Below are 23,390 nucleotides of genomic sequence, written 5' to 3'. Positions count from 1 at the left end.
ATCTGTGACATAGGCGGCCCGTCCGATCCAAAGGAGTTTTTCGACATGGACGTCCAGCAGACATCGCGCTTTACCGTCACCCGCAGCAGCAAGGCTGTGTCGGCTGATCAGCGCGCCGTATTGCTGGCGGATCCCGGTTTCGGAAAGCTCTTCACCGACCATATGGTGACGATTCGCTATACCGAGGGGCAGGGCTGGCACAGCCACGCGATCGGCCCGCGCGAGCCCTTCCAGCTCGATCCCGCCTGCGCCGTGCTCCACTATGCCCAGGAAATCTTCGAAGGCATGAAGGCATACCGGCTCGAGGACGGCAGCATCGCCATGTTCCGGCCAGAGGAAAATGCCCGCCGCTTCGCTGAATCGGCTGAGCGCATGGCCATGCCCGTTCTGCCCGAAGACCTTTTCCTGGAGGCGGTCGAGGAATTGGTGAAGATCGACGCCGACTGGATCCCGTCCGGGGAGGGCAGCCTGTACCTGCGCCCCTTCATGTTCGCGAGCGAAACCTTCCTGGGCGTGCGCCCGGCGAACGAGTATATTTTCTGCGTCATCGCCTCGCCTGCCGGCGCCTATTTCAAGGGCGGGAAGAAGGCGGTTACGCTCTGGGTGTCGGAACATTTCACCCGCGCCGCGCGGGGTGGCACCGGCGCTGCCAAATGTGGCGGCAACTACGCCGCTTCGCTGGTGGCGCAGAAGGAAGCGATCCAGCATGGCTGCGACCAGGTCGTCTTCCTCGACGCTGCCGAGAACAAGTGGGTCGAGGAACTGGGCGGCATGAACGTCTTCTTCGTGATGGACGACGGTTCGATCGTCACGCCGCCGCTGTCCGGCACGATCCTGCCGGGCATCACCCGCAACAGCATCCTCTCGCTCGCCCGCGCCAGGGGGCATGACGTGCGTGAGGAGCTCTACAGCTTTGCCCAATGGCGCGCCGACGCCGCCAGCGGCAAGCTGCGCGAGGCCTTTGCCTGCGGCACGGCGGCGGTCGTGACCGCGATTGGCACGGTGAAGAGCGTCGACGGCGACTTCACCATCGGCAATGGCGATGGCGGCATCGTGACGGAAGCACTACGTGCGGAACTGACCGGCATCCAGCGCGGCACGGTGGCCGATCCGGCGAACTGGGTGCGGAAGCTTTAACGGCCGGACGCACGCTCCGGACGGGCGAGCGGGGGGAGGAGAGGCGCTCTGACGCCCTTCCCAATCCGTTCAGGAGCGCCTAGAACCGCCGTCATGCAACGCTTTGACGTCACCATATTGGGCGGTGGCCTTGTCGGCCTGACCCTTGGCATCGCCCTTTCCGGCCATGGCGTGCGCTGCGCCGTGATCGATCCGGCCAACCCGGTGGAAACCACGGCCACGGATTTCGACGGCCGCGTATCGGCGATCAGCTCGACCAGTTTCGCCATGCTGTCGGCGATCGGCGTGGCCGACCATCTGGAGGGCAAGGGTTGCCCGATCGACCGCATCTGGGTCAGCGACGGGCTGGCGCCCGGTGCGCTCGATTTCGCTCCGGATGCGGACGATGGGGTGATGGGCATCATGTTCCCCAATCGCGACCTGCGCGTGGCTCTGGCGAAGACGGCGGAGCAGGCCGAAAATCTCACCCGTTTCCAGCCCGACCGGGCGCTGCATGTCGATCGCAATGCTGATGGCGTGACGCTGACCCTGGCCAGTGGCGAAACCATTCACGGCGCGCTGCTGGTCGCAGCGGAGGGACGCAACAGCCCCACGCGCGAGGCAGCCGGCATCCGCACCACGCGCTGGGCCTACAAGCATGTCGCGATGGTGACCGCGATCGATCATGAAGTGCCGCACGCCAACACGGCCTATGAGATCTTCTATCCCGGCGGCCCTTTCGCGCTGTTGCCGATGCTGCCGGGCACCCGTTCCGCGATCGTGTGGACCGTGCCGACGGAGCAGGCGCCCGCCATGCTCAAGCTCTCCGAACGCGCCTGGCTGGCAGAGGCGCAGAAGCGCATGGGTGGATTCCTGGGCGAGATTGCACTTGCGGGCCCGCGCTCCAGCTATCCGCTTGGCTTCCACCATGCGGCACGAATCACCGACACGCGCCTCGCACTGGTGGGGGACAGCGCTCATGCGATTCACCCGATCGCCGGGCAAGGCCTCAACCTGGGCTTCCGCGACGTCGCCGCGCTGGTCGAGGTGCTGGTCGAAGGCATGCGGCTCGGCCTCGATCCCGGCGATGCGCAGTTGATGGCCCGGTATCAGCGTTGGCGCGGGCTGGACGCGATGATGACCAGCGTGGCGATGGACGGGCTGGTCCGGCTGTTCGATGTGCCCGGCCGCATGCCTTCGCTTGTTCGCCGCGCCGGGCTGGCGGCGGTGCAGCGCACGTCCCTGCTCAAGAATCGCTTCATGGCGGAGGCGCGGGGGCAATCCGGCGCACTGCCCCGCCTGCTGACGGGCGAGATGGTGTAGGCCGATCTGGCCGGCGCCTTCTATTTTCTCGGAATCCTTCGCGCGCTGGCCAGGTGATGGGCGTGGGTGATCGCCACGGCCAGCGCGTCTGAGGCATCGGGGCCGACGACCTTGGCGCCGGGGAGGAGGCGGGAGACCATGGCGTGAACCTGCTCCTTCGATGCATTGCCGACGCCGACCACGGATTTCTTGACCAGCCGGGCGGCATATTCGCCCACCTCCATGCCGGAGCGCGAAGCTGCCAGCAGCACCACGCCGCGGGCCTGGCCGAGTTTCAGCGTCGATTGCGGATTGACGTTGAGGAACACCTCTTCGACCGCGGCGCCATTGGGCTGATGTTCCAATATGAGGTCGGTCAGCGCCAGATCGAGCACCAGCAATCGGCTCGCCAGCGCCATGGCCGAATCGGTCTTGATCTGGCCGTTGGCGATATGGGTCAGGCGGTTGCCGTCGGCGGCGATCAGTCCCCAGCCGGTCGTGCCAAGACCGGGATCCAGACCCAGGATGATCATGATCTCTCTCTCGACCCTTGGCGGGAGACAATGGCACTGCCTGTCAGGAGAAAGCGGTGATCATGCATGTCGCTCGCCCCGCCTTCAAAGATCCGCCAAGGCGGCAAAGCTGCCAGTGCTTCGCTTCCCTCTCCCCGCAGGGGAAAGGGAAGGCGAAGGATCAACCCAGTTTCTCCATGACTTCGTCGGAGACCTCGTAATTGCCCCAGACGGTCTGGACGTCGTCATCATCTTCCAGCGTGTCGACGAGCTTCATCAGTGTCGCCGCATTGCTTTCGTCCACTTCGACGGTGGTCTGCGGCTTCCAGGCGAGCTTGGCGCCTTCCGCCGGGCCGAGCTTGGCTTCCAGCGCCTTTGCGACTTCGTGCAGCGCGTCCATGGCGGTCCAGATCTCATGCTCGTCCTCGTTCGAGGACACGTCGTCCGCACCCGCCTCCAGCGCCGCTTCGAAGATCGCGTCGGCATCGCCCGCGCTTGCCGGATAGCTGATGAGGCCCATCCGGTCGAAACCGTGGCTGACCGCACCTGAAGCGCCCATATTGCCGCCATTCTTGGAAAAGGCGGTCCGGACATTGGTCGCGGTGCGGTTGCGATTGTCGGTCAGCGCCTCGACGATGATCGCCACGCCGCCGGGACCATAGCCCTCGTAGCGGATTTCCTCGTAATTCTCCATGTCGCCGCCGATCGCCTTGTCGATCGCGCGCTGGATATTGTCCTTGGGCATGGACTGCGCCTTGGCGGCGTTGATCGCGAGGCGGAGGCGCGGGTTCATGTCCGGGTCGGGCATGCCCATCTTCGCCGCGACGGTGATTTCGCGGCTGAGCTTGGAGAACATCGAGGAGCGCTTCTTGTCCTGCGCGCCCTTGCGATGCATGATGTTCTTGAATTTGCTATGGCCGGCCACGGCCTGCTCCTGACTTGTCTGTTTGTTGGATGCGCGCTCTCTAGCGAGCGCGCCCCATTCGCGCAATGTCAGACGAGGATCGCCGTGCCCGATGCCGTGACCATCAGCATCGATCCGCTCGATCCCACCGTCTCATAATCCAGATCGACACCAACGACCGCATTGGCGCCCAGCGTCGCGGCGCGGGTGCGCATTTCCGCGATCGCCTGTTCGCGGGCGCGCTGAAGCACGTCCTCATAGGCACCGGACCGTCCGCCGACGATGTCGCGGACGCTGGCGAACAGGTCGCGGAAGAGATTGGCGCCCACGATCACCTCGCCGGTGACGATGCCGAGATATTCCCTTGCGGGGCGGCCCTCCAGCGAAGGCGTGGTGCTGACGATGATCTCGGTCATGAGCGCTCTCCTGTGTTGCGATCTATTCGATGCCCAGCGCCGATTTGTATGTTTCCAGCAGCGCTTCGGCTTCCATGCGGGCGTTGCGTTCCATCTTGCGCAGGCGAACGATGGACCGCATCGTCTTCACATCATAGCCATTGGCCTTGGCTTCCAGATAGACGTCCTTGATATCGTCCGCGATGCCCTTCTTTTCCTCTTCCAGGCGCTCGATGCGCTCGATGAAAAGGCGTAGCTGTTCGGCGGCGACATTGCCATCGCTCATGAGAATCTCCAGTGAGTGTGAATCGGTGGGTGAATCGGTTGGCCCCAGCCTCTAGAGCGTTTTCACGATGAGTGAAAACGCTCTTGTCTTTCAAGGCCGCATTTTCCGAGCCGTTTGGCGGTAAACGGCCAGCCTGAAATAGTCTAATGCCCGTCGGCATTCTTCGCCACGCTCTCCTTCATGCGGGCGATCTGTTCCGGCGTGGCCTCCCCCTGGTAGCGGGATTTCCATTCGGCAAAGGGCATGCCGTGGATGACCTCACGCGCCTCGTCCTTGCCCATCGTGCCGTCCGCTTCCGCGATCCAGTCCGCCAGGCAGTTGCGGCAGAAGCCCGCCATTCCCATCAGATCGATGTTCTGGACGTCGGTGCGGTGCTGCAAATGCGCCACCAGTCGTCGGAAGGCGGTTGCGGCGACCGCATCGCTGAGTATGGTATCGTTCACGGCGATCCTTTCGCTGATCTACATCATCCTGTCGTGCAGCACGGATAATCGAAAACCGCGCCCTGGCAACCCAGAGGCGACCATGACGGTCAGGAGACAAGAGGAATGACGAGATTACCGCCCCGTTCGCGCAAGGTTCGCATCTTGGCGACCCTTGGCCCCGCGAGCGACAGCCCGGAGATGATCCGCGCACTGTTCGTCGCCGGGGCCGATGCCTTCCGCATCAACATGAGCCATGGCGCGCATGAGGATCATGCCGCGCGCATAGCGGCGATCCGGGCACTGGAAAAGGAATTCGGCCGTCCGACGACCATCCTGGGCGACCTACAGGGCCCCAAGCTGCGGGTCGGAACGTTCGACCGGGGATTGGCGATGCTGGAGACGGGGGCGGCGTTCGTGCTGGACAGCGATCCGGCACCGGGCGACGCGACGCGGGTCAATCTGCCACATCCGGAGATCTATGCGGCGCTGCTACCCGAAACCCGGTTGCTGCTGGACGACGGCAAGATGGTGCTGCGGGTCAAGAAGGTGACGGAAAACCGCATCGACACAGTGGTCGAAGTCGGTGGTACCCTCTCCAATCGGAAGGGGGTGAACGTGCCCGACGTGGTCGTGCCGGTGCCGGCGCTGACCGAAAAGGACAGGCGCGACCTCAGCTTCGCGGTCGAGCAGGGCTGCGACTGGATCGCCCTGAGCTTCGTCCAGCGGCCCGAAGACCTGGCCGAGGCGCGCAAGCTGATGGGCGGCTATGGCGCCTTGATGGCGAAGATCGAGAAGCCGGCCGCCGTGCAGCGGCTGGAGGAGATCATCGAACTGGCCGACGGCGTGATGGTGGCGCGCGGCGACCTTGGCGTCGAACTGCCGCCCCAGGCGGTGCCGCCTCTTCAGAAGCAGATCGTGGCGGCGGCGCGGCGCATGGGAAGGCCCGTCGTGGTCGCGACGCAGATGCTCGAATCGATGATCAAGGCGCCCACGCCCACCCGCGCCGAAGTGTCGGACGTGGCGACGGCGGTTTACGACGGGGCGGACGCGATCATGTTATCGGCGGAGACGGCGGCGGGCGACTGGCCGGTCGAGGCAGTGACGATGATGGACAGCATCGCCCATAGCGTGGAGCGGGATCCCGGCTATTTCGGGCGGTTGCATTATACCGAGACGAAGCCGGACCCAACCACCGCCGACGCCCTGGCGGAGGGCGCGGGCAGCATCGTGTCCGTGGTGGGGGCGAGCGCCATCACCTGCTTCACCTCCTCGGGCAGCACCGTGCGCCGCGTGGCCCGCGAACGGCCCATGACGCCGATCCTGGCGCTGACGCCGCGGCAGGACACGGCACGCAAGCTGGGGCTGACCTGGGGAGTATATGCGGTGCGGACAAAGGATATCGGCACTTTCGAAGAGATGATCGGCAAGGCACGCCGCATGGCCCTGCGCCATGACCTGGTCGAGAAGGGCGGCAAGATCGTCGTGCTGGCAGGCGTGCCGTTCGGGACGCCGGGATCGACCAATGTGCTGCACGTGGCCGCGGTGCGCGGCGATGAGCTGAGGGGGCGGGACTAGGACGTTTCCCAAGCAGATCTGATGGACGCGAGTTCCAGCCTCGCGCGAACGAAGGTCAACTCAGGCTGCCGCCGGGCCAATCAGGTCCAATCCTGCAAGGTCCCGGCGCAGCGTGGCCGCGTCGCGGAACAGATGGCCGCGCATGCCTTCCGCCTCGGCTCCGAGGATGTTCTCCTCGCGATCATCAATGAACAACGCCTGTTCCGCGTCCAAACCGAATCGTCCCAGCGCCAGCCGGTAGATCGCAGGGTTGGGCTTCACCAGTTTTTCCGTGCCGGAAACCACAATGTCGCTGAAAAGCGCGAACAGCTCGGCTTCGCGCGCGCGAAACGGCGCCCAGAATTCATCGCTGAAGTTGGTGATGGCGAACAGGGGAATGCCGCCTGCGTGCAGTTCGTGGACGATCTGCGGCATGCCCTCGACGGCTGGCCCTATGCTGTCGATGAACCTTTCGCCCCAGACGCGAATCAGCGCGGCCTGTTCGGGATGGCGCGCGATCAGTTCGGCGCTGGTTTCCGCGAAGGGCCGCCCCTGATCATGCTGGAAATGCCAGTCCAGCGTCACGACGTCGCGGAGAAACGCATCAAGCGCCCGATCGTCATCGATCAGGCGCTCGTACAGAACCCTGGGGTTCCAGTGATACAAGACATTGCCGACATCAAAGATGACGGCAATATCCGCCATGAATCAGCCCTGGCGGGCCTTGAAGCGGCGGTTGGTCTTGTTGATGACGTAGGTGCGGCCGCGGCGGCGGATCACGCGGTTATCCCGGTGACGGCCCTTGAGCGACTTGAGCGAATTGCGGATCTTCATGGAACCAGCCTTTGAATGAATCTTGCATGATCGAAAAATCGAAGCGCAGCCCCTATGGGTGGGACGGTCGAAAGTCAAGGGCAGCCGCCCGGATTTCACCCCATTGCCTCGCTGTTCATCCTCCATGCAGCAAATCCGTGGCTTGACGCTTTTAAGGGATTAGCGGCCCGGTGTCGTGTAGAGCTTGTCATCCCCCGGAGTGCCCATCCATGCTGAATCCGTCAATGATGAAGAAGATCGCCTTTCCCGCCCTGCTCGCCCTGGGCCTGAGTGCTTGCGCCACCGCTGTTCCCCCCGTGGAAGTGACGCGGTTCCACATCGAAAATCCGGCCCGCAGCGGGAGCATCGCGGTCGAGGAAATGGCCGGCAACCCCGACGTCGGCCTCGAATTCCGGACCTATGCCGCCGCCGTGGAGCAGGAATTGCAGCGCGTCGGCTTCACCAGCGCGGCACCGGGTGCAAGGAGCGACTATGTCGCGCTGGTGAGCTTCCGCCGGACGTTTCGCGAACCCGAAAGCTATGGCGCCAATGGCAAGCCGGTGAGCGTCGGCGTCGGCGGCGCCGTGGGCAGCGGCGGTTATTCCGGCCTCGGCCTGGGCATCGGCATCAACCTGTCTGGCAAGCCCAAGGGGCAGGTGTTCACCGAATTGCAGGTGCAGATTCGCCGTCGGGCCGATTCGAGCACTATATGGGAAGGCCGCGCGCAGACCGGGGCAAGGGAGGGCACGCCTGCATCGCAGCCCGGCCTGGCGGCGCAGAAGTTGGCGGCGGCATTGCTGGGGGGCTATCCGGGCGAATCGGGCCAGACTATAACCGTCAAATGAGCATCTCGATCACAAGTGCCTTTGACAGTGGCAATATTCGCGTCCTTTCGATCTCCGATACCGGCACCGGCGTCCGCGCCGAGCTGGAAATCGTCAAGGACCGGCAGAGCGACTTCTACCAGTGGTTCCATTTCCGCGTGGCTGGCGTCGCCGGGCGGGAAGTCGAACTGGCGATCGTCAATTGCGGCACGTCGGCCTATCCCGATGGCTGGCCCGGTTATCAGGCGCGGTTCAGCGAAGATCGGGAGAATTGGCTGCTGGCGCACACCGGCTATGCCGACGGCACGCTGACGATCCGCCTGTCGCCCGACAGCAATGCGGTGTGGCTTGCCTATTTCGCGCCCTATTCGATGGAACGGCACCATGATCTGGTCGCCTGGGCGGCGTCGCAGCCGGGGGTGCAGCATCGCGAACTGGGGCTGACGCTGGACAGGCAGCCGCTCGACCTGCTGGTGCTGGGAGATGGACCGAAGAAGGTCTGGCTCTACGCGCGGCAGCATCCGGGCGAGAGCATGGCCGAATGGTGGATGGAGGGTGCGCTGGAGCGGCTCTGCGACGAAGAGGACGCTGTGGCGCGGCTGCTGCGCAGGGAGGCGACCTTCCATATCGTGCCCAACATGAATCCGGACGGAAGCCGTCGCGGTCATTTGCGGACCAATGCGGTCGGCATCAACCTCAACCGCGAATGGCATGATCCGTCGCTGGAGAAGAGCCCTGAGGTTTTCCTGGTGCGCAGGGCGATGGATGAGGTCGGGGTTGACTTCGCCATGGACGTGCATGGCGATGAGGCCATTGCGGCCGTGTTCCTCGCCGGGTTCGAGGGTATTCCCTCCATCACGGAGCGTCAGTCGACCCTCTATCGCCGCTATTGCGACACGCTGGCCGCCCGGACGCCCGATTTCCAGACGAAGAAGGGCTATCCAGCGACACCGCCGGGCAGGGCGAACCTGTCCATGTCCACAAACCAGCTGGCAGAGCGCTTTGGCGCGGTGGCGATGACGCTGGAAATGCCGTTCAAGGATAATGACGACCTTCCGGATGCGGATTTCGGCTGGTCGCCTGCGCGATCAATCCAGCTTGCGAAAGATTGCCTCGGCGTGCTGGCGGAAATGATTGACGACATCTGATCTCCGACCCACGCCGGGTCAGCCGAAAATGTCGCCCAGGAAATCGGCCATCGCGCGGAAGCTGCGGCGGTCTGCGTCGGCATTATAGGCCAGGCCCTTTTCCGGCATCCTGGCGTCATGGTCGGTGAAGGCGTGGCCGGTGCGGCCATAGGCGTGGATCTGCCAATCGCATCCGGCGTCGGTGAGTTCCTTTGCAAGCGCGACAGTGGCGTCGGGCGGCGCGATCGGATCGTCCCAGCCGTGGCAGACCAGCAGCCGGGCCGCGATCTTCGCGTTGGGGAAGGGCGGTGCGTCATAGACGCCGTGGAAGCTGACGCCGGCCGCTATGTCCGCACCGGAACGGGCAAGGTCGAGCACGCATTTGCCGCCGAAGCAGAAGCCGATCGCGGCGGTTCGTGTTTCGTCTGCTTCGTCCAGTGATTTCAGCAGTGCATGAGCGGCGTTCACCCGGTCCCACAACAGGCTGCGGTCATTGTTGAGTTCGGCCATGTACCGGCCCATGTCGGGATCGGCGCGGGTGTTGCGCTTGCCCTGGCCGAAGACGTCCGCGACCAGGACGGTGTAACCGAGCGCCGCGACCCTTTCGGCATAGGCGAAATCGGCCTCCTTCGTGCCCAGGACATTGGGGAAGAGAAGGAGGCCTGGGCGCGGCGCGGCGATCGCTTCGTCGAATACCGCCATGCTCTCGAACCGGCCGCCAGGCCCTTCATGTACAGTGACGCGGCGGATGATGGTCATGGAACGGCTCCTTGCTTCGGTTCAGCACGCATGTCGAACACCGACAGGGGATTGGCAAGTTCAGCCGCCAGCCAAGTGCCGGAAGCAGGCTCCCGGCTTTCTGCCTATTGACCGTAGACGATCCGTACCTTCGACACAGCCTCGGCCGCCAGCATGCGCGCCTTGTCGGCATCTTCCGCGATGGCGAGCGCGACGCCCATTCGGCGATAGGGGCGGGTCGTCGGCTTGCTGAACAGGCGCAGGTCGATTTCTCCTCCGGGCGTCGACAGCGCTTCGGCCAGCCCTTCGAACCGGAAATCGTCCGATTCCCGATCCGCCAATATCACCGCTGATGCCGCGGCCCTGCGCAGCGTCACTTCCGGTACCGGCAGACCCAATATGGCACGGGCATGAAGGTCGAATTCGCTCCAGTTCTGCGAGATCAGCGTCACCATGCCGGTGTCGTGCGGCCGGGGGGAGAGTTCGGAGAAGATGACATCCTCTCCCTTCACGAAGAATTCCACGCCGAAAATGCCGTAGCCGCCCAGATTGTCGACCACCTTGCGCGCCATGTCCTGCGCGGCCGCCAGCGCGGCGCCGGACATCGGCGTGGGCTGCCAGCTTTCCTGATAATCGCCGCGCTCCTGCCGGTGGCCGATCGGCGGGCAGAAACTGACGCCTTCCCGGCTGCGCACGGTCAGCAGCGTGATCTCATAGTCGAAGGCGATGAACTCCTCGACGATGACCCGGCTGCGGTCGCCGCGCATATTGGCGACGGCATAGTTCCAGGCGGCCTCCAGCTCCTCCGGCGCGCGAACCGTGCTCTGCCCCTTGCCGGAAGAGGACATGACCGGCTTGATGACGCAGGGAAGGCCAGTGTGCTCGGCGCCGGCCAGCACTTCCTCCAGCGTCTCGGCGTAGCGATAGCGCGAGGTGCGCAGCCCCAGTTCGACCGCCGCGACTTCACGGATGCGATCGCGGTTCATGGTCATGATCGTCGCACGGGCGGAAGGCACGACGGTGACGCCGCGGGCCTCGAAATCGGCCAGGACTTCGGTCCTGATCGCCTCTATTTCGGGCACCACAAAGTCGGGCTGGTGCTTCTCGATGGCCTTGGCGAGCAGGTCGGCATCCAGCATCGAGAAGACTTCATGCCCGTCCGCCACCTGCATGGCGGGCGCTCCTTCATAGCTGTCGCAGGCGATGACCTGGGCACCCAGCCGCTTGGCCGATATCACGAACTCGCGACCCAGTTCGCCTGAGCCAAGGAGGAGGATCTTCGCGGTGAAAGCCATGGGATTTCCTCAACAGCCAACGACAAATGCCGTCATGCTCCTGCCCGCGCAGGAGCATGCGCAATGCATCTTTAAAGTTCAGCGTCCATCAACGCCGGGAAGAAGCCCTCATGGGCGCCGCGCAGGTCGGTCAGGGGGACGCCCGCAACCCTGTCGCCGCCCGTTGTGCCGATCTTCGCAGCGCCCGGAATATCGACGCCCCCAGCGGCGGTCACGATGTAGCGGCCCTGATCCTCGCCAAAGGCGCCTGCCGTCGTCAGGGCGATGCTCAGTTCTGCCCCGATGCCGCTGGCCAGCGCCATTTCTGCCACCGCGACCAGCAGGCCGCCGTCCGAAATGTCGTGTACTGCGTTGACCTTGCCTTCCGCGATCAGCGACCGGACGGTTTCGGCATGGGCGCGCTCCGCCGCCAGATCGACCTTCGGCGCCTCGCCCGCCTCCCGGCCGGCGATTTCACGCAGCCAGATCGACTGGCCGAGATGGCTGCCTTCGCCACCGATCAGCCAGATCGCGTCGCCCTCATTCTTGAAGGCCACGGTCGCCATTCCATCGATGTCCTTGAGCAGGCCGATGCCGCCAATGGCGGGAGTCGGCAGGATGGCGGAGCCGCCGCCGGTCGCCTTGGATTCATTGTAGAGGCTGACATTGCCCGACACGATCGGGAAATCCAGTGCGCGGCAGGCCTCGCCCATCCCATCCAGGCAGCCGGTGAACTGCGCCATGATCTCCGGACGCTGCGGATTGGCGAAGTTGAGGCAGTTGGTGACGGCGAGCGGCGTGGCGCCGACCGCGCTGATGTTGCGATAGCATTCCGCAATGGCCTGCTTGCCGCCCTCATAGGGGTCGGCATAGCAATAGCGCGGGGTGCAATCAGTGCTGATCGCGATCCCCTTCTGCGATCCGTGGACCCGAACCACCGCCGCGTCGCCGCCTGGGCGCTGCACCGTGTCGGCGCCGACCATGTGATCATATTGCTCCCAGATCCAGCGGCGCGAAGCGATGTCGGGCGATCCCATCAGCTTGACCAGATCCGCGCCGATATCGGCACTTTCGGTTATCTCGCCCAGAGGCTGCACGCCGGACCAGACCTTGTACTCGTCCCTCGCCATGGCCGGGCGGTCGTAGAGCGGCGCATCGTCCGCCAGCGGGGCGAGCGGAATGTCGCACACCGTCTCGCCCTTGTGGACCAGCACCATGCGGCCCGTATCGGTCACATGGCCGATCACCGCGAAGTCCAGTTCCCATTTGCGGAAAATGGCTTCGGCAAAGCCTTCCTTGCCTGGCTGGAGCACCATCAGCATGCGCTCCTGGCTTTCCGACAGCATCATTTCATAGGCGGTCATGCCGGTTTCGCGCTGCGGCACCTTGTCCATGTCGAGCTGGATGCCGACGCCGCCCTTGGACGCCATTTCCACCGAGGAAGAGGTCAGGCCGGCCGCGCCCATGTCCTGAATCGCGACGATCGCGTCGGAGGCCATGAGTTCGAGGCAGGCTTCGATCAGCAGCTTTTCGGTGAAGGGGTCGCCAACCTGCACGGTGGGGCGCTTCTCGTCCGAATCCTCGCCGAAATCTGCCGAGGCCATGGTTGCGCCGTGAATGCCGTCACGACCCGTCTTGGAGCCGACATAGACGATCGGATTGCCGACGCCCGAAGCCGCCGAATAGAAGATCTTGTCTGTTTCCGCGACGCCCACGGTCATCGCGTTGACCAGGATGTTGCCGTCATAGGCCGGGTGGAAATTCACCTCGCCACCCACGGTCGGCACGCCCACGCAATTGCCGTAGCCGCCAATGCCACGCACCACGCCGCTGATGAGGTGCTTCATCTTCGGGTGATCGGGCCGCCCGAAACGCAACGCGTTCATGTTCGCCACCGGCCGCGCGCCCATGGTGAAAACGTCGCGCAATATGCCGCCCACGCCCGTCGCCGCGCCCTGATAGGGCTCGATATAGGACGGATGATTGTGGCTCTCCATCTTGAAGATCGCGGCCTGACCGTCCCCGATGTCGACCACGCCGGCATTCTCGCCGGGACCGCAGATCACCTGAGGCCCTTCGGTCGGCAGCTTCTTCAGATGGATTCGCGAGGATTTGTAGGAGCAATGCTCCGACCACATCACGGAAAAGATGCCAAGTTCGGTGAGATTCGGTTCCCGGCCGAGTGCGTTCAGGACGCGATCATATTCTTCCGGGGAAAGCCCATGGTCAGCAACGACCTGGGGCGTGATCTGGGATGCGGTGCTGGACATGTGCGCGCCTTTAGCGGGGGAGCGTCCGATAGACAATGCTGAGGCTCGCGCGTGCGCGAAAACATGATAGCTTTGCCGGGCTGGTCGACATGAGGAAGCTTGCCTGTGGAATGGATGCTGTTGCCGTTGCGCCGCTACGCCAAATTCTCTGGCCGGGCGCGACCGCGGGAATATTGGATGTTTGTTGTGTTCCTGCTGCTCTGCTACGTGGCTATCGCGATCGTCGAAGGCGCGATGGGCCTTGGCGCGACGCATCGCTGGTTCCAGCACGGCCCCTGGTGGGCGGCTGCCGGTTACAGCACCCGTGGCGGTCCGCTGACCGGGCTGTTCACGCTGGCGATGATCATTCCCCATGTCGCGCTTTCGGTCCGCCGGCTGCATGACACGGACCGCAGCGGCTGGTGGCTGCTGATCCTCTTCTTTCCCATCATCGGCAGCATCGTCCTGCTCATCTTCTTCATCATGGGCGGCACACGCGGACCCAATCGCTTCGGCCCCGATCCTGTCGAGGTGGGTGAGCCCGAATTCCGCTGAGGGCATTGTTTGGGCAGAAGGCGGGGATGCGGGATGCCGGACGGAAAGTGCGCCCTGCTGCTGCCGGTGAGCGCCGATGCGCCGCCTGATCGGCATCGCCAAAGAAAAGGGCCGGCCTTCCGCAGGGGAAGGGCCGGCCCGGATGTGCAGGAAAATGAAAGGTGTCAGGCCTTGCAGCTCAGCGCGCTCTTGCCCGGCAGGGTGGCGGTGATCTGCTTACCCGTGCCCTCGACCTTGAAGCCGCCGCCTTCGAAGGGCTTGCCGGCTTCGGCCGCCGTCAGCTTGGTGGGGGCGCCATCCTTTTCGGTGCGCACGTTGACCGTCTTGTCGTCGCTCATGAAGTCGACGAAGATCAGGCTGTTGTCCTTGCAGCGATATTGATGGCTTTCCTTCACCATCGGCGGCAGCTCGACGGGAGCGGCGTTCGCCAGCTTTTCGGCCATGGGGTCGGCGGGGCCGCCCACGACTTCAGGTTCGTCATTCTTGTTGCAGGCGGAAAGCAGCGCAAGCGCCGCCACGGGGATCAGGGGGAGATAATGTTTCATAGCGGTCCTTCTATGTGCACTAGCCATGCCCAGCGTCAACGCAAAACTGCCACAAGTCCGCCAGCCTGAGGCGCGACGTCATGACGTTTTTATGAACAACCGCCGGAATCGGCCGCCGCGGGCCCATGCGGGCTTGACCGGGCGGACGGGGGCCGCCAATGCAGGGACATGGCGCAAGACAGCATGACCCAGCAGGGCGATCCGTTGCAGATGTCGTTCGAAGATGCGTTGCGCGCGCTCGAATCGATCGTCCGTCGGCTGGAGAGCGGGGATGTGCCGCTCGACGAATCCATTTCGCTCTATTCGCAGGGCGAGGAGTTGCGGAAACGCTGCATGGAACGGCTTCAGGCGGCCGAAGCGCGGATCGCCAAGCTGACCATCGATGCCAGCGGTGCGGTGACCGGCGCCCAGCCCTTCGGTTCGGACTGAGCGTGCAGCGTGCGGGAGAGGCGGCCATGAGCGGAGCCGACTCCGTCTTGCCCCCGGCGATCGGCCTGGTGGCTGACCGCGCCGCGGCGGTGGCGGCCGACATCGACCGGCTGTTCGACCTGCTGCTGGCGGTTCCCGAGGATCCGCGCGCGCGCCTGTACGAGGCGATGCGCCATGCCGCCATGGGCGGGGGCAAGCGGCTGCGCCCGCTGCTGGTGCAGGCGGCCAGCGACCTGTTCAACATCTCGCGGGTTTCGGCGCTGCGCGTCGGCCTCGCGGTCGAGTGCATCCATGTCTATTCACTGGTGCATGACGATCTGCCGGCGATGGACGATGACGATCTTCGCCGGGGAAAGCCGACCGTGCACAAGGCGTTCGACGAGGCGACGGCGATCCTGGCGGGCGATTGCCTGCACGACCTGGCCTTTGAAGTGCTGGCGGATGAGGAGACGCATCCCGACCCCTTCGTCCGGGTGGAACTGGTGAAGGCGCTGGCCCTCGCCAGCGGCACCAGCGGGATGGCGGGCGGCCAGATGATGGACCTGGAGGCGGAAAAGACCAGCTTCGACCTGCCGACCGTCACCCGGCTCCAGCAGTTGAAGACCGGCGCGCTGATCGGCTTTTGCGTGGATGCGGCGGCGATCATGGCCCGCATCCCGCCGGAAGGGCGGACGCGCCTGCACGGCTATGCGCGCGACATCGGCCTTGCCTTCCAGATCGCGGACGACCTGCTTGATGTGGAGGGGGACGCTGCGCTGGCCGGCAAGGCGCTGGGCAAGGACGCGGCGGCGGGGAAGGAAACCTTCGTCTCGCTGCTGGGGGTGGATCGGGCGCGGGAACAGGGACGCCTCCTGGTCGAACAGGCAAAGGCGCATCTGCACGGATTCGGGCCGGAGGCCGATCTGCTGCGCGCCATCGCCGACTATATCGTGGAAAGGGATCGCTAGGGGCATGAGCAGGCAGAGGGTGGGGGTCTATCCCGGCACATTCGATCCGATCACCTTGGGTCATATGGACATCATCCGGCGGGGCGCGAAGCTGGTCGACAAGCTGGTGATCGGCGTCACCACGAACATCTCCAAATCCCCGATGTTCGCCGACGAGGAACGGTTGGAGATGGTGCGGCGCGAATGCGCCGACATCGACACGGAAATCGTCGTCACCGGCTTCAACTCGTTGCTGATGGACTTTGCCGAATCGCAGGGAGCGAGCGTCATCATCCGGGGCCTGCGCGCCGTCGCGGACTTCGAATATGAATATCAGATGGCGGGGATGAACCAGCAGATCAACGGCCGGGTGGAAACCGTTTTCCTGATGGCGGACGTTTCCTTGCAGCCGATCGCATCCCGCCTGGTCAAGGAAATCGCGCTCTATGGCGGGCCGATCCACAGGTTTGTCAGCCCCGCCGTGCGCGCGGAGGTGGAGGCGAGGGTTGCCGCCATCGGGCGGAAAGGGCAGGGTTGAAGGCTCCACTCAGCCTTCGTTCAGTTGCCAATCGCGAAGAGGGCGCTATCAGGGGCAACTCAGCACCTGGGCAAAATTTGAGGAAAGCTTCATTCATGCGGTTCACGTCGGCGCTCAAGACCGTGGCGATCGGATTCGCCCTCTATGCATCGAGCGGCGCGGCGCTGGCCCAGGGCGGCGGGCGCAATGCCGAGGAAATGAAGAAGGAAGAAGCGGCCGTACGTGCGGAGCAGACCGCCAAGCAGCTCGGCTTGGACCCCGCGTCCAAGCTGCCGCCGGCCACGGTGCCTGTCGACCCCCAGAATATATGGGATCTTGACCTGTCGAGCGGTGGCCGCGTGCGCATCCAGTTGCGTCCCGACATCGCGCCGGCCCATGTCGAGCGGATCAAGGAGCTGACGCGCCAGGGTTTCTATAATGGGCTGAAGTTCCACCGCGTCATCCCCGGCTTCATGGCGCAAGGCGGTGATCCCAAGGGCGACGGGACCGGCGGTTCGACGCTGCCGGACCTGAAGGCCGAGTTCAACCCGATGCCGCATCTGCGCGGCACCGTCTCCATGGCCCGCGCCCAGAGTGAGGACAGCGCGAACAGCCAGTTCTTCATCGTCCTTCTGCCGCGCATGCAACTCGACAAGAAATATACGGTGTTCGGCCGGGTGATCGAGGGCATGCAATATGTCGACGCCATCCATGAGGGCGAGCCGCCCGCCGATCCGACGATCATCCTACAGGCCTCTATCGAAAGCGACGGCAAGCCGCCGGTGACGGCACTGCCGACGCCGCCCGCTCCGCCGGTGCCGTCGATCATCGCGCCCCCGGCCAAGGCGCCCGTGAAGAAGCCGGTGGCGCAGAAGAAGAAATAACTCTCCCCGTCCGGCGGGGCATCAACCATGCGCGTAGACCTGTTCGATTTCGACCTGCCGCCCGATCGCATCGCGCTCCGGCCCGCCTCTCCGCGCGATTCGGCCCGGCTGCTGCTGGTGTCGGGCGATGCGCCGTTCCAGGACCGAATCGTGCGCGATTTGCCGGACCTGTTGCGTGCTGGCGATGTGCTGGTGTTCAACGACACCAAGGTCATACCGGCCCAACTGGAAGGCGTGCGCGGTCAGGCGAAGATTGGCGCGACGCTCCACAAGCGGCTTGGTCTGCGCCAATGGCAGGCCTTTCTGCGCAACGCCAAGCGGGTGCGGGACGGCGACCGGATCGATTTCGGCAACGGCGTCAGCGCTGTGGCCGGCCCGCGCGATGAGGAGGGCGGCGTCACGCTCCGTTTCGAGGGGGATGAGCCGGTCGAACTGTTGCTGGAACGGGCAGGCCGGATGCCGCTGCCGCCCTATATCGCCAGCAAGCGCCCCACCGACGAGCGTGACCGCAGCGATTACCAGACCATGTTCGCGCGGGAGGACGGCGCGGTCGCCGCCCCCACGGCGGCATTGCACTTTACGCCCGAACTGATGGCGGCGGTGGAGAAGGTGGGGATCCGGACTGAAACGCTGACCCTGCACGTCGGCGCCGGCACCTTCCTGCCGGTCAAGGCCGAGGATACGGACGATCACCGGATGCACGCCGAATGGGGACGGATCGACCAGGCGACGGCTGACCGCCTCAACGCGGCGCGGGCGGCTGGCGGCCGGCTGATAGCGGTCGGCACCACCAGCCTTCGCCTGCTGGAAAGCGCAACGGGGGAAGATGGCATCGTCCGTCCCTTCGCCGACGAGACCCGGATATTCATCACACCGGGCTATCGTTTCCGGGCGGTGGACGGGCTGATGACCAATTTCCACCTGCCCAAATCGACCCTGTTCATGCTGGTCAGCGCCTTGATGGGCACGGAAAAGATGCAGTCGGTCTATCGGCATGCCATCGATGGGGATTATCGTTTCTACAGCTATGGCGATTCCAGCCTGCTTCTGCCAAAGCGCTGAGGACGGCGGGCTGGCTGTCGATGCGATGCAGCCCCGTTCCTCCGGCGGGCACGATTTTCTGCGGCGCCGCATTGTTGAACCCTTGAAAGTCGCACTGGCGCGCTGCCATGTCTGGCGTTAAGCTTTTCCTTGATGACGATTGACCCGCTGGTGCTGTTGCAGGCTTACGCGATCGGCGTGTTTCCCATGTCCGATGATCGCGAGGCTGACGAGGTTTACTGGATCGAGCCAAAACAGCGGGCGATCATGCCGCTCGACGGCTTCCACATTTCCCATTCACTGGCCAAGACGATCCGGCGGGAGCGGTTCCGGGTGACCGCCAATCGCGATTTTGCCGCCATAGTCAGGCTCTGCGCCGAAGCCGCGCCGGATCGACCCTCCACCTGGATCAATCATCCGATCGAGCGGGCCTATCGTCATCTGCATGAAATTGGTTTCGCCCACTCCGTTGAGGTGTGGGAGGGGGAGGAACTGGTCGGCGGCCTGTATGGCGTGGCGCTGGGACGGGCGTTTTTCGGGGAAAGCATGGTGTCGCGGCGCACCGACGCGTCGAAGGTGGCACTCGCCTGGTTGACCGCTCGCATGCGTTTTGGCGGTTTCACCCTGCTGGACTGCCAGTTCATGACCGATCATCTGCGGTCATTGGGCGCGATCGAGATCAGCCAGCGCGACTATCTTCAATCATTGGCCGGCGCGTTGGACGGGGTGGCGCTGGGGGCTGGGCGGGGCGTGCTGGCGACTGGCTCCGGCGTCTGGGCAGAGCTGGCATTCTCCCCGCTGGCGGGGGACGCATTGGCGCGCGCGCCGTCGGGCACGTCACCCTTGTCGCCCAGCTTCACCGTATCGGGGCCGGTTTCGGGCCACGACATCGTGCAGCTCCTGACCCAGACGTCATAGATCGGGTGCTGCACGACGTTGCGGTCCGGTCTTTCCCGGAACAACCAGCCGGAAAAATTGCGGCGCCATTTATTGTCGGCCGTGCTGCGAACGTCGAGCTGAACGAAGGCACCCGTTTCCTTCACATTTTCCCAGGGCGCTGTGGTTTCGCAGGCTTGCAGCCGAACAATGGCATCGCCCACGCGCAGCGCTTCGCCCGGCTTCATCGTCAGGTCGGTGGTGATCCCGTTGCGCTTGTTGAGCAGGCCGATCACCGCCACCCGCTCGTTCATCGGCGTACCGGTGAGGGGAGACTCGTTGCCATTGCGGATTTTCTGCCCCTCGATTCGAACAGGACCGCTCTGGTTCTGTGTCGGCAGGTCGTCGCCGCCGCAACCGGCCAATATCAGGGTACAGCCGAGAATCGGCAGGAAACGTCCCGCCGGGCGCCGCATCATGGTGCGTCGGGGCTCCATGCCTCGTAATCGCCGGTGGCCTTCTGGCGCAGGCCGCCCTTTTCCAGCGCGCCGCTGGGGCGATAGGCCTGGGCCGTGCCGGTGGCGTTGGGGGTGAAATCCTTTTCCCAGATGCGCGGCGGCGGCAGGAAGCTTTCCGGCGCGCCCTCGATCGAATGGTGCAGCCAGCCATGCCATTCGGCCGGCACGCGGCTGGCATCGTTCGCGCCATTATAGATGACCCAGCGACGGGTCAGTCCATTGGGGTCCGTACCGCCTTCATAATAGACATTGCCCTGATGGTCCTCACCCACCTTGCTGCCCTTGCGGGAGGTGTAGAGCGCGGTGCCGATGGTCGCGCCATCCCACCAGGTGAAGATCTTGCCAAGGATTCCCATGGGCCAAGCGCTTAGCCGTTGCTGCCAGCGCTTGGCAAGGCGGTTCTGGTCAGCGGGGGCAGAAATTGAGGGGGTTTGCGGGCAGGGACGCGGTGCAGTCGCCCCATTGCACATGGTCGCCCTCCCTGATGCCCAGTTCCGCCGCCCTGCCGCCGCGCAGTTCAAGGACGGCGGCGACCGGGATGCCAGCGGAGACCGGCTCGCGGGAATAGGGGGGGGCGTTCGCCTTCAGGAAAGCGATGCTGCCGTCGGTGTGGATGAACAGCATATCGAGCGGGATCAGCGTGTCCTTCATCCAGAAGCTGGCGGTACGCGGTGGGTCCATCGGGAACAGCATGCCAGCGTCAGGAGCGATCGATTTTCGGAACATGAGGCCGCGTTCCTGCTGTTTTTCGGTGAGCGCAACCTCCACCGTGAAGCGGTGCGAGCCATCGGCGGTGCGGATGGTGAGGGGCAGGGCGCTGATCTGCCGGGCAGAGGAGGTGTTTTCCGCCTTGGGAGCGTTCGGGGAGCATGCGGCCAGCAGCGTTGCGACAAGGAGAAGGGAAAGGCGCTTCATGATCGGGGAGTAGCGCAGCTTTGCGTTTGAAAACAACATGACTGTCTGGCGGCCGCATGCAAAGCCTGACTGGTCCGTGCAGCTTATGTCTCCGCTTCCGGTACTTCCCCCGGCGCGGCGTCGACCCAGAGCCGGGCGGTGGCATAATCATGCCCCGCGCGCAGGAAGGCGGCGATCCATTTTTCCCGCTGCCCGGGGTCTGGCCGCTCGTGCGCATAGGGTCCGATCCGCTTGCGGCGGGCAAAGCGGTCGGCGGCGGACCAGCTCTCCTTTTTCGTCTGGGCGTCGGCTTCTTCGCGGTCGGTTTCTGCTATGCCGTCGGCGCGCAGGGCTTCCGCGACCCTGCGCGGGCCATAGCCACGGCGGCTGAGTGCGCCGCTTTTCATCACCGCATAGCTCGCATCGTCGACATAACGCAGTTCGCTCAACCGATCGACCAGCGCCTGCGGATCGGCGGGCGCCTCTCCCGTCCAGCCGCGTTCCCTGATCTTGCGGCCGAGATAGGCGAGCAGCTTCGCCCGGCTCGTGGCGAAGCGCCCGACATAGCGCAGCGCCAGTTCGCGCAAGGCCTCTTCATCGAGCGGGGGAGGGGAGCGTTTATCGGCCATGGCAATGCTTCATGCCTCCGCCGCCTTGATTATGCCACAGTCGGGCCGGAATTTTACCGCCCCTTATACGGTAAAAGCCCAGGCTGGAATGCAACTATCCGGTGCAAAGAGGCTTGAAAGCTGTTAGCGGCGCGCCGGAATATGACAAACATGACATTGGGTGACACCAATATGACGGGTTCGCAAAGCATGATGGCACCGACGCCGACCACCGACGACCTGCCCCGCCGCTTCTCGGATTTCGAGACGCTGGGGGAAGCGCTGGATTATGCTGCGATCGGGCGGCGGGGTCTGAATTTCCACGATGCCCGTGGAAATCTGGCCCGGCCCTATCCGTTCAGCGAACTGCGGGCCGATGCCGTCGCCTGCGCGCACCGGCTGATCGCCCATGGGGTGAAGCCGGAAGATCGCGTGGCGCTGGTCGCAGAAACGGGCGCCGATTTCGCGCAGCTTTTCTTCGGCATCGTCTACGCCGGCGCCTGGCCCGTGCCGTTGCCGCTGCCGACCAGCTTCGGCGGCAAGGAAAGCTATATCGACCAGCTGAATGTTCAACTGTCAAGCTGTGACCCGATGCTGTTCCTCTTTCCCAAGGAACTGGAGGAGATGGCGGGCGAGTCCGGTCGGCAGAAGAATGTCGAGAGCATCGCCTTCGAGGATTTCATCGCGCGGGATGTCGTGCCCTGCGACCTGCCGCAGGCGAGGGGCGAGGAGATCGCCTATCTGCAATATTCGAGCGGTTCGACCCGTTTCCCCCATGGCGTCGCGGTGACGCATCATGCGCTGCTCAGCAATCTTGCCGCGCATAGCCATGGCATGGAATTGCAGGACAGCGACCGCTGCATCAGCTGGCTGCCCTGGTATCATGACATGGGGCTGGTCGGCTGCTTCCTGTCCGTGGTCGCCAACCAAGTGTCGACCGACTATATGAAGACCGAGGATTTCGCGCGCCGTCCGCTGGCGTGGCTGGACCTCATCAGCCGCAATGAAGGCACCTCGATCAGCTATTCGCCGACCTTCGGCTACGACATCTGTGCGCGCCGCATGTCCAGCCAGACCAAGGCGCAGGATCGCTTCGACCTGTCGCGCTGGCGGCTGGCGGGCAATGGCGCGGATATGATCCGCCCCGACGTGATGCAGAGCTTCGTCGATGCATTCGGCGACGCGGGGTTCAGCCCCACGGCCTTCCTGCCGAGCTATGGCCTGGCCGAGGCGACGCTGGCCGTCACCATCATGCCGCCGGGCGAGGGGATCATCGTCGAACTAGTCGAGGAAACCGACCTCTCGGGCGGCGACGCGACCGAGGGCCGTCCGCAGCGTTTCCGTTCCATCGTCAATTGCGGCAAGCCCGCGCGCGGCATGATCGTGGAGATTCGGGACGAGGATGGCGGCCTGATGAACGAGCGCCAGATCGGCAAGGTGTGGACCACCGGCCCATCGCTGATGGTCGGCTATTTCCGCGATCCTGAAGCGACCGAAGCCTGCATGGTCGACGGTTGGCTGGACACGGGCGACATGGGGTATCTCAGCGACGGCTATCTCTACATCGTTGGCCGTGCCAAGGACATGATCATCATCAACGGCAAGAATCATTGGCCCCAGGACATTGAATGGGCGGTGGAGCAGCTCCCCGGTTTCAAGCAGGGCGACATCGCGGCCTTCGCGATCACCACGCCGGGTGGTGAGGAAGCGCCCGCGGTGCTGGTGCATTGCCGTACCTCCGACAATGACGAACGCACGCGGTTGCGCGACCAGATCCGTGAACGGGTCCGCGCGATCACCGGCATGAACTGCGTTGTGGAGCTGGTGCCGCCGCGCACTTTGCCGCGCACCAGTTCGGGCAAGCTCAGCCGGTCGAAGGCGCGCAACCTCTATCTGACAGGCGAAATCCGGCCTTACGATATCGCAGCCTGACCCCTTTGCGCGGCGGCGCTGGCGGCATTGCTTTTTTTGCCCCTCATGCGCCGCTGTTACGGATTGCTAACTGCTTGCTGCTAATCCGGCCGGGTGAAACGCGGGCAAGGGCCATCTTCTGAACCGATTTCTCGGGAGCGGATATC

The 23,390-nt window shown here is 64.4% G+C and carries 27 protein-coding genes and 1 pseudogene; 13 read left to right on the top strand and 15 right to left on the bottom strand.

Features of this window, described 5'->3' with window-relative positions:
• The first annotated feature begins 45 nt into the window (after positions 1-45).
• On the top strand, positions 46-1,137 hold the full coding sequence (locus ACN9MX_RS09385; RefSeq protein ID WP_426386743.1) for a branched-chain amino acid aminotransferase: 1,092 nt from the start codon (positions 46-48) through the stop codon (positions 1,135-1,137).
• 93 nt (positions 1,138-1,230) lie between these two features.
• Complete coding sequence (locus tag ACN9MX_RS09380; RefSeq protein WP_363832044.1) at positions 1,231-2,439, top strand: FAD-dependent monooxygenase; 1,209 nt, start codon at positions 1,231-1,233, stop codon at positions 2,437-2,439.
• Positions 2,440-2,459: 20 nt separating this feature from the next.
• Here the strand turns inward: ACN9MX_RS09380 and ruvC are convergent, their stop codons facing one another.
• The 5 genes from ruvC to ACN9MX_RS09355 form a co-directional block, all read right to left on the bottom strand.
• Positions 2,460-2,951 carry a crossover junction endodeoxyribonuclease RuvC gene (gene ruvC / locus ACN9MX_RS09375; RefSeq protein ID WP_363737985.1) on the bottom strand — a complete coding sequence of 164 codons (492 nt, stop codon included), beginning with the start codon at positions 2,949-2,951 and terminating at the stop codon, positions 2,460-2,462.
• A 160-nt stretch (positions 2,952-3,111) separates the two neighbouring features.
• Positions 3,112-3,855: a YebC/PmpR family DNA-binding transcriptional regulator gene (locus ACN9MX_RS09370; RefSeq protein WP_426386742.1), complete on the bottom strand. Its 744-nt coding sequence runs from the start codon at positions 3,853-3,855 to the stop codon at positions 3,112-3,114.
• Positions 3,856-3,923: 68 nt separating this feature from the next.
• Positions 3,924-4,250, bottom strand: coding sequence for a heavy metal-binding domain-containing protein (locus ACN9MX_RS09365; RefSeq protein ID WP_363756210.1), 327 nt, complete (start codon positions 4,248-4,250; stop codon positions 3,924-3,926).
• Between the two features lie 22 nt (positions 4,251-4,272).
• Positions 4,273-4,515 (bottom strand): DUF2312 domain-containing protein, encoded by a 243-nt coding sequence (locus ACN9MX_RS09360; protein ID WP_133653277.1) that lies wholly within the window; start codon positions 4,513-4,515, stop codon positions 4,273-4,275.
• A gap of 143 nt (positions 4,516-4,658) precedes the next feature.
• Positions 4,659-4,958 (bottom strand): DUF1244 domain-containing protein, encoded by a 300-nt coding sequence (locus tag ACN9MX_RS09355; protein WP_363737991.1) that lies wholly within the window; start codon positions 4,956-4,958, stop codon positions 4,659-4,661.
• Positions 4,959-5,063: 105 nt separating this feature from the next.
• On the opposite strand from ACN9MX_RS09355, the gene pyk reads away from it, so the two are divergent.
• Complete coding sequence (pyk, locus tag ACN9MX_RS09350; RefSeq protein ID WP_363737993.1) at positions 5,064-6,515, top strand: pyruvate kinase; 1,452 nt, start codon at positions 5,064-5,066, stop codon at positions 6,513-6,515.
• 60 nt (positions 6,516-6,575) lie between these two features.
• Here pyk and ACN9MX_RS09345 read toward each other — a convergent pair whose 3' ends face one another.
• Both ACN9MX_RS09345 and ykgO read right to left on the bottom strand, forming a co-directional pair.
• The gene (locus ACN9MX_RS09345; protein ID WP_426386741.1) at positions 6,576-7,199 is read right to left on the bottom strand and encodes an HAD family hydrolase; all 624 of its coding nucleotides are present in this window, start codon (positions 7,197-7,199) and stop codon (positions 6,576-6,578) included.
• 3 nt (positions 7,200-7,202) lie between these two features.
• Positions 7,203-7,328, bottom strand: a complete 126-nt coding sequence (gene ykgO, locus ACN9MX_RS09340) for a type B 50S ribosomal protein L36 (protein ID WP_004210176.1) — start codon at positions 7,326-7,328, stop codon at positions 7,203-7,205.
• Positions 7,329-7,537: 209 nt separating this feature from the next.
• On the opposite strand from ykgO, the gene ACN9MX_RS09335 reads away from it, so the two are divergent.
• Complete coding sequence (locus tag ACN9MX_RS09335; protein WP_426386740.1) at positions 7,538-8,152, top strand: hypothetical protein; 615 nt, start codon at positions 7,538-7,540, stop codon at positions 8,150-8,152.
• Complete coding sequence (locus ACN9MX_RS09330; protein WP_363737999.1) at positions 8,149-9,279, top strand: M14 family metallopeptidase; 1,131 nt, start codon at positions 8,149-8,151, stop codon at positions 9,277-9,279. Before ACN9MX_RS09335 ends, ACN9MX_RS09330 begins: the two co-directional genes overlap by 4 nt.
• 18 nt (positions 9,280-9,297) lie before the next feature.
• On the opposite strand, the gene ACN9MX_RS09325 is transcribed toward ACN9MX_RS09330, so the two are convergent.
• The 3 genes from ACN9MX_RS09325 to purL all read right to left on the bottom strand — a co-directional run bounded on the left by ACN9MX_RS09325 (position 9,298) and on the right by purL (position 13,540).
• On the bottom strand, positions 9,298-10,017 hold the full coding sequence (locus tag ACN9MX_RS09325) for a dienelactone hydrolase family protein (protein ID WP_426386739.1): 720 nt from the start codon (positions 10,015-10,017) through the stop codon (positions 9,298-9,300).
• A 104-nt stretch (positions 10,018-10,121) separates the two neighbouring features.
• Positions 10,122-11,291: a formate-dependent phosphoribosylglycinamide formyltransferase gene (gene purT, locus ACN9MX_RS09320; RefSeq protein ID WP_426386738.1), complete on the bottom strand. Its 1,170-nt coding sequence runs from the start codon at positions 11,289-11,291 to the stop codon at positions 10,122-10,124.
• Between the two features lie 71 nt (positions 11,292-11,362).
• A complete protein-coding gene (gene purL, locus ACN9MX_RS09315; protein WP_363738004.1) occupies positions 11,363-13,540 on the bottom strand; it encodes a phosphoribosylformylglycinamidine synthase subunit PurL in 2,178 nt (725 codons plus the stop codon).
• A 114-nt stretch (positions 13,541-13,654) separates the two neighbouring features.
• Here purL and ACN9MX_RS09310 point away from each other — a divergent pair, with 114 nt between their 5' ends.
• Entirely contained in the window at positions 13,655-14,074 is a 420-nt protein-coding gene (locus ACN9MX_RS09310) for a DUF805 domain-containing protein (RefSeq protein ID WP_426387501.1), read from the top strand.
• 164 nt (positions 14,075-14,238) lie between these two features.
• Here the strand turns inward: ACN9MX_RS09310 and ACN9MX_RS09305 are convergent, their stop codons facing one another.
• Positions 14,239-14,619, bottom strand: a complete 381-nt coding sequence (locus ACN9MX_RS09305; protein ID WP_133653286.1) for a hypothetical protein — start codon at positions 14,617-14,619, stop codon at positions 14,239-14,241.
• A gap of 168 nt (positions 14,620-14,787) precedes the next feature.
• Between ACN9MX_RS09305 and ACN9MX_RS09300 the strand changes: the two genes are divergently transcribed.
• The 6 genes from ACN9MX_RS09300 to aat all read left to right on the top strand — a co-directional run bounded on the left by ACN9MX_RS09300 (position 14,788) and on the right by aat (position 19,334).
• The gene (locus tag ACN9MX_RS09300; protein WP_133653287.1) at positions 14,788-15,048 is read left to right on the top strand and encodes an exodeoxyribonuclease VII small subunit; all 261 of its coding nucleotides are present in this window, start codon (positions 14,788-14,790) and stop codon (positions 15,046-15,048) included.
• Positions 15,049-15,074: 26 nt separating this feature from the next.
• Positions 15,075-15,995: a polyprenyl synthetase family protein gene (locus tag ACN9MX_RS09295; RefSeq protein ID WP_363738006.1), complete on the top strand. Its 921-nt coding sequence runs from the start codon at positions 15,075-15,077 to the stop codon at positions 15,993-15,995.
• Between the two features lie 4 nt (positions 15,996-15,999).
• Entirely contained in the window at positions 16,000-16,512 is a 513-nt protein-coding gene (gene coaD, locus ACN9MX_RS09290) for a pantetheine-phosphate adenylyltransferase (RefSeq protein WP_363756220.1), read from the top strand.
• 95 nt (positions 16,513-16,607) lie between these two features.
• Positions 16,608-17,375, top strand: coding sequence for a peptidylprolyl isomerase (locus ACN9MX_RS09285; RefSeq protein ID WP_363756222.1), 768 nt, complete (start codon positions 16,608-16,610; stop codon positions 17,373-17,375).
• A gap of 27 nt (positions 17,376-17,402) precedes the next feature.
• Positions 17,403-18,437 carry a tRNA preQ1(34) S-adenosylmethionine ribosyltransferase-isomerase QueA gene (gene queA, locus ACN9MX_RS09280; RefSeq protein ID WP_363756224.1) on the top strand — a complete coding sequence of 345 codons (1,035 nt, stop codon included), beginning with the start codon at positions 17,403-17,405 and terminating at the stop codon, positions 18,435-18,437.
• A gap of 132 nt (positions 18,438-18,569) precedes the next feature.
• On the top strand, positions 18,570-19,334 hold the full coding sequence (aat, locus tag ACN9MX_RS09275) for a leucyl/phenylalanyl-tRNA--protein transferase (RefSeq protein ID WP_363738014.1): 765 nt from the start codon (positions 18,570-18,572) through the stop codon (positions 19,332-19,334).
• Between the two features lie 35 nt (positions 19,335-19,369).
• Here aat and ACN9MX_RS09270 read toward each other — a convergent pair.
• From ACN9MX_RS09270 to ACN9MX_RS09255, 4 genes and pseudogenes are all read right to left on the bottom strand, one after another.
• Positions 19,370-19,540 (bottom strand): annotated as a pseudogene (locus ACN9MX_RS09270) (DUF2155 domain-containing protein); the annotation flags it as partial.
• A 227-nt stretch (positions 19,541-19,767) separates the two neighbouring features.
• Entirely contained in the window at positions 19,768-20,166 is a 399-nt protein-coding gene (locus tag ACN9MX_RS09265) for an NADH:ubiquinone oxidoreductase subunit NDUFA12 (protein ID WP_363832066.1), read from the bottom strand.
• Positions 20,167-20,215: 49 nt separating this feature from the next.
• Entirely contained in the window at positions 20,216-20,725 is a 510-nt protein-coding gene (locus ACN9MX_RS09260) for a DUF192 domain-containing protein (protein ID WP_426387500.1), read from the bottom strand.
• 83 nt (positions 20,726-20,808) lie between these two features.
• On the bottom strand, positions 20,809-21,333 hold the full coding sequence (locus ACN9MX_RS09255; RefSeq protein ID WP_426386737.1) for a regulatory protein RecX: 525 nt from the start codon (positions 21,331-21,333) through the stop codon (positions 20,809-20,811).
• 150 nt (positions 21,334-21,483) lie between these two features.
• Here ACN9MX_RS09255 and ACN9MX_RS09250 point away from each other — a divergent pair, with 150 nt between their 5' ends.
• Entirely contained in the window at positions 21,484-23,244 is a 1,761-nt protein-coding gene (locus ACN9MX_RS09250) for a fatty acyl-AMP ligase (RefSeq protein ID WP_426387499.1), read from the top strand.
• Positions 23,245-23,390 lie beyond the last annotated feature (146 nt).

Origin of the sequence: Sphingobium sp. R-21 (assembly GCF_049913335.1) — a bacterium.
In the GTDB taxonomy this organism is placed as follows: Bacteria; Pseudomonadota; Alphaproteobacteria; order Sphingomonadales; family Sphingomonadaceae; genus Sphingobium.
The sequence above is the reverse complement of the archived record's forward strand: the minus strand, read 5'-3'. Positions and strand labels throughout refer to the sequence as shown.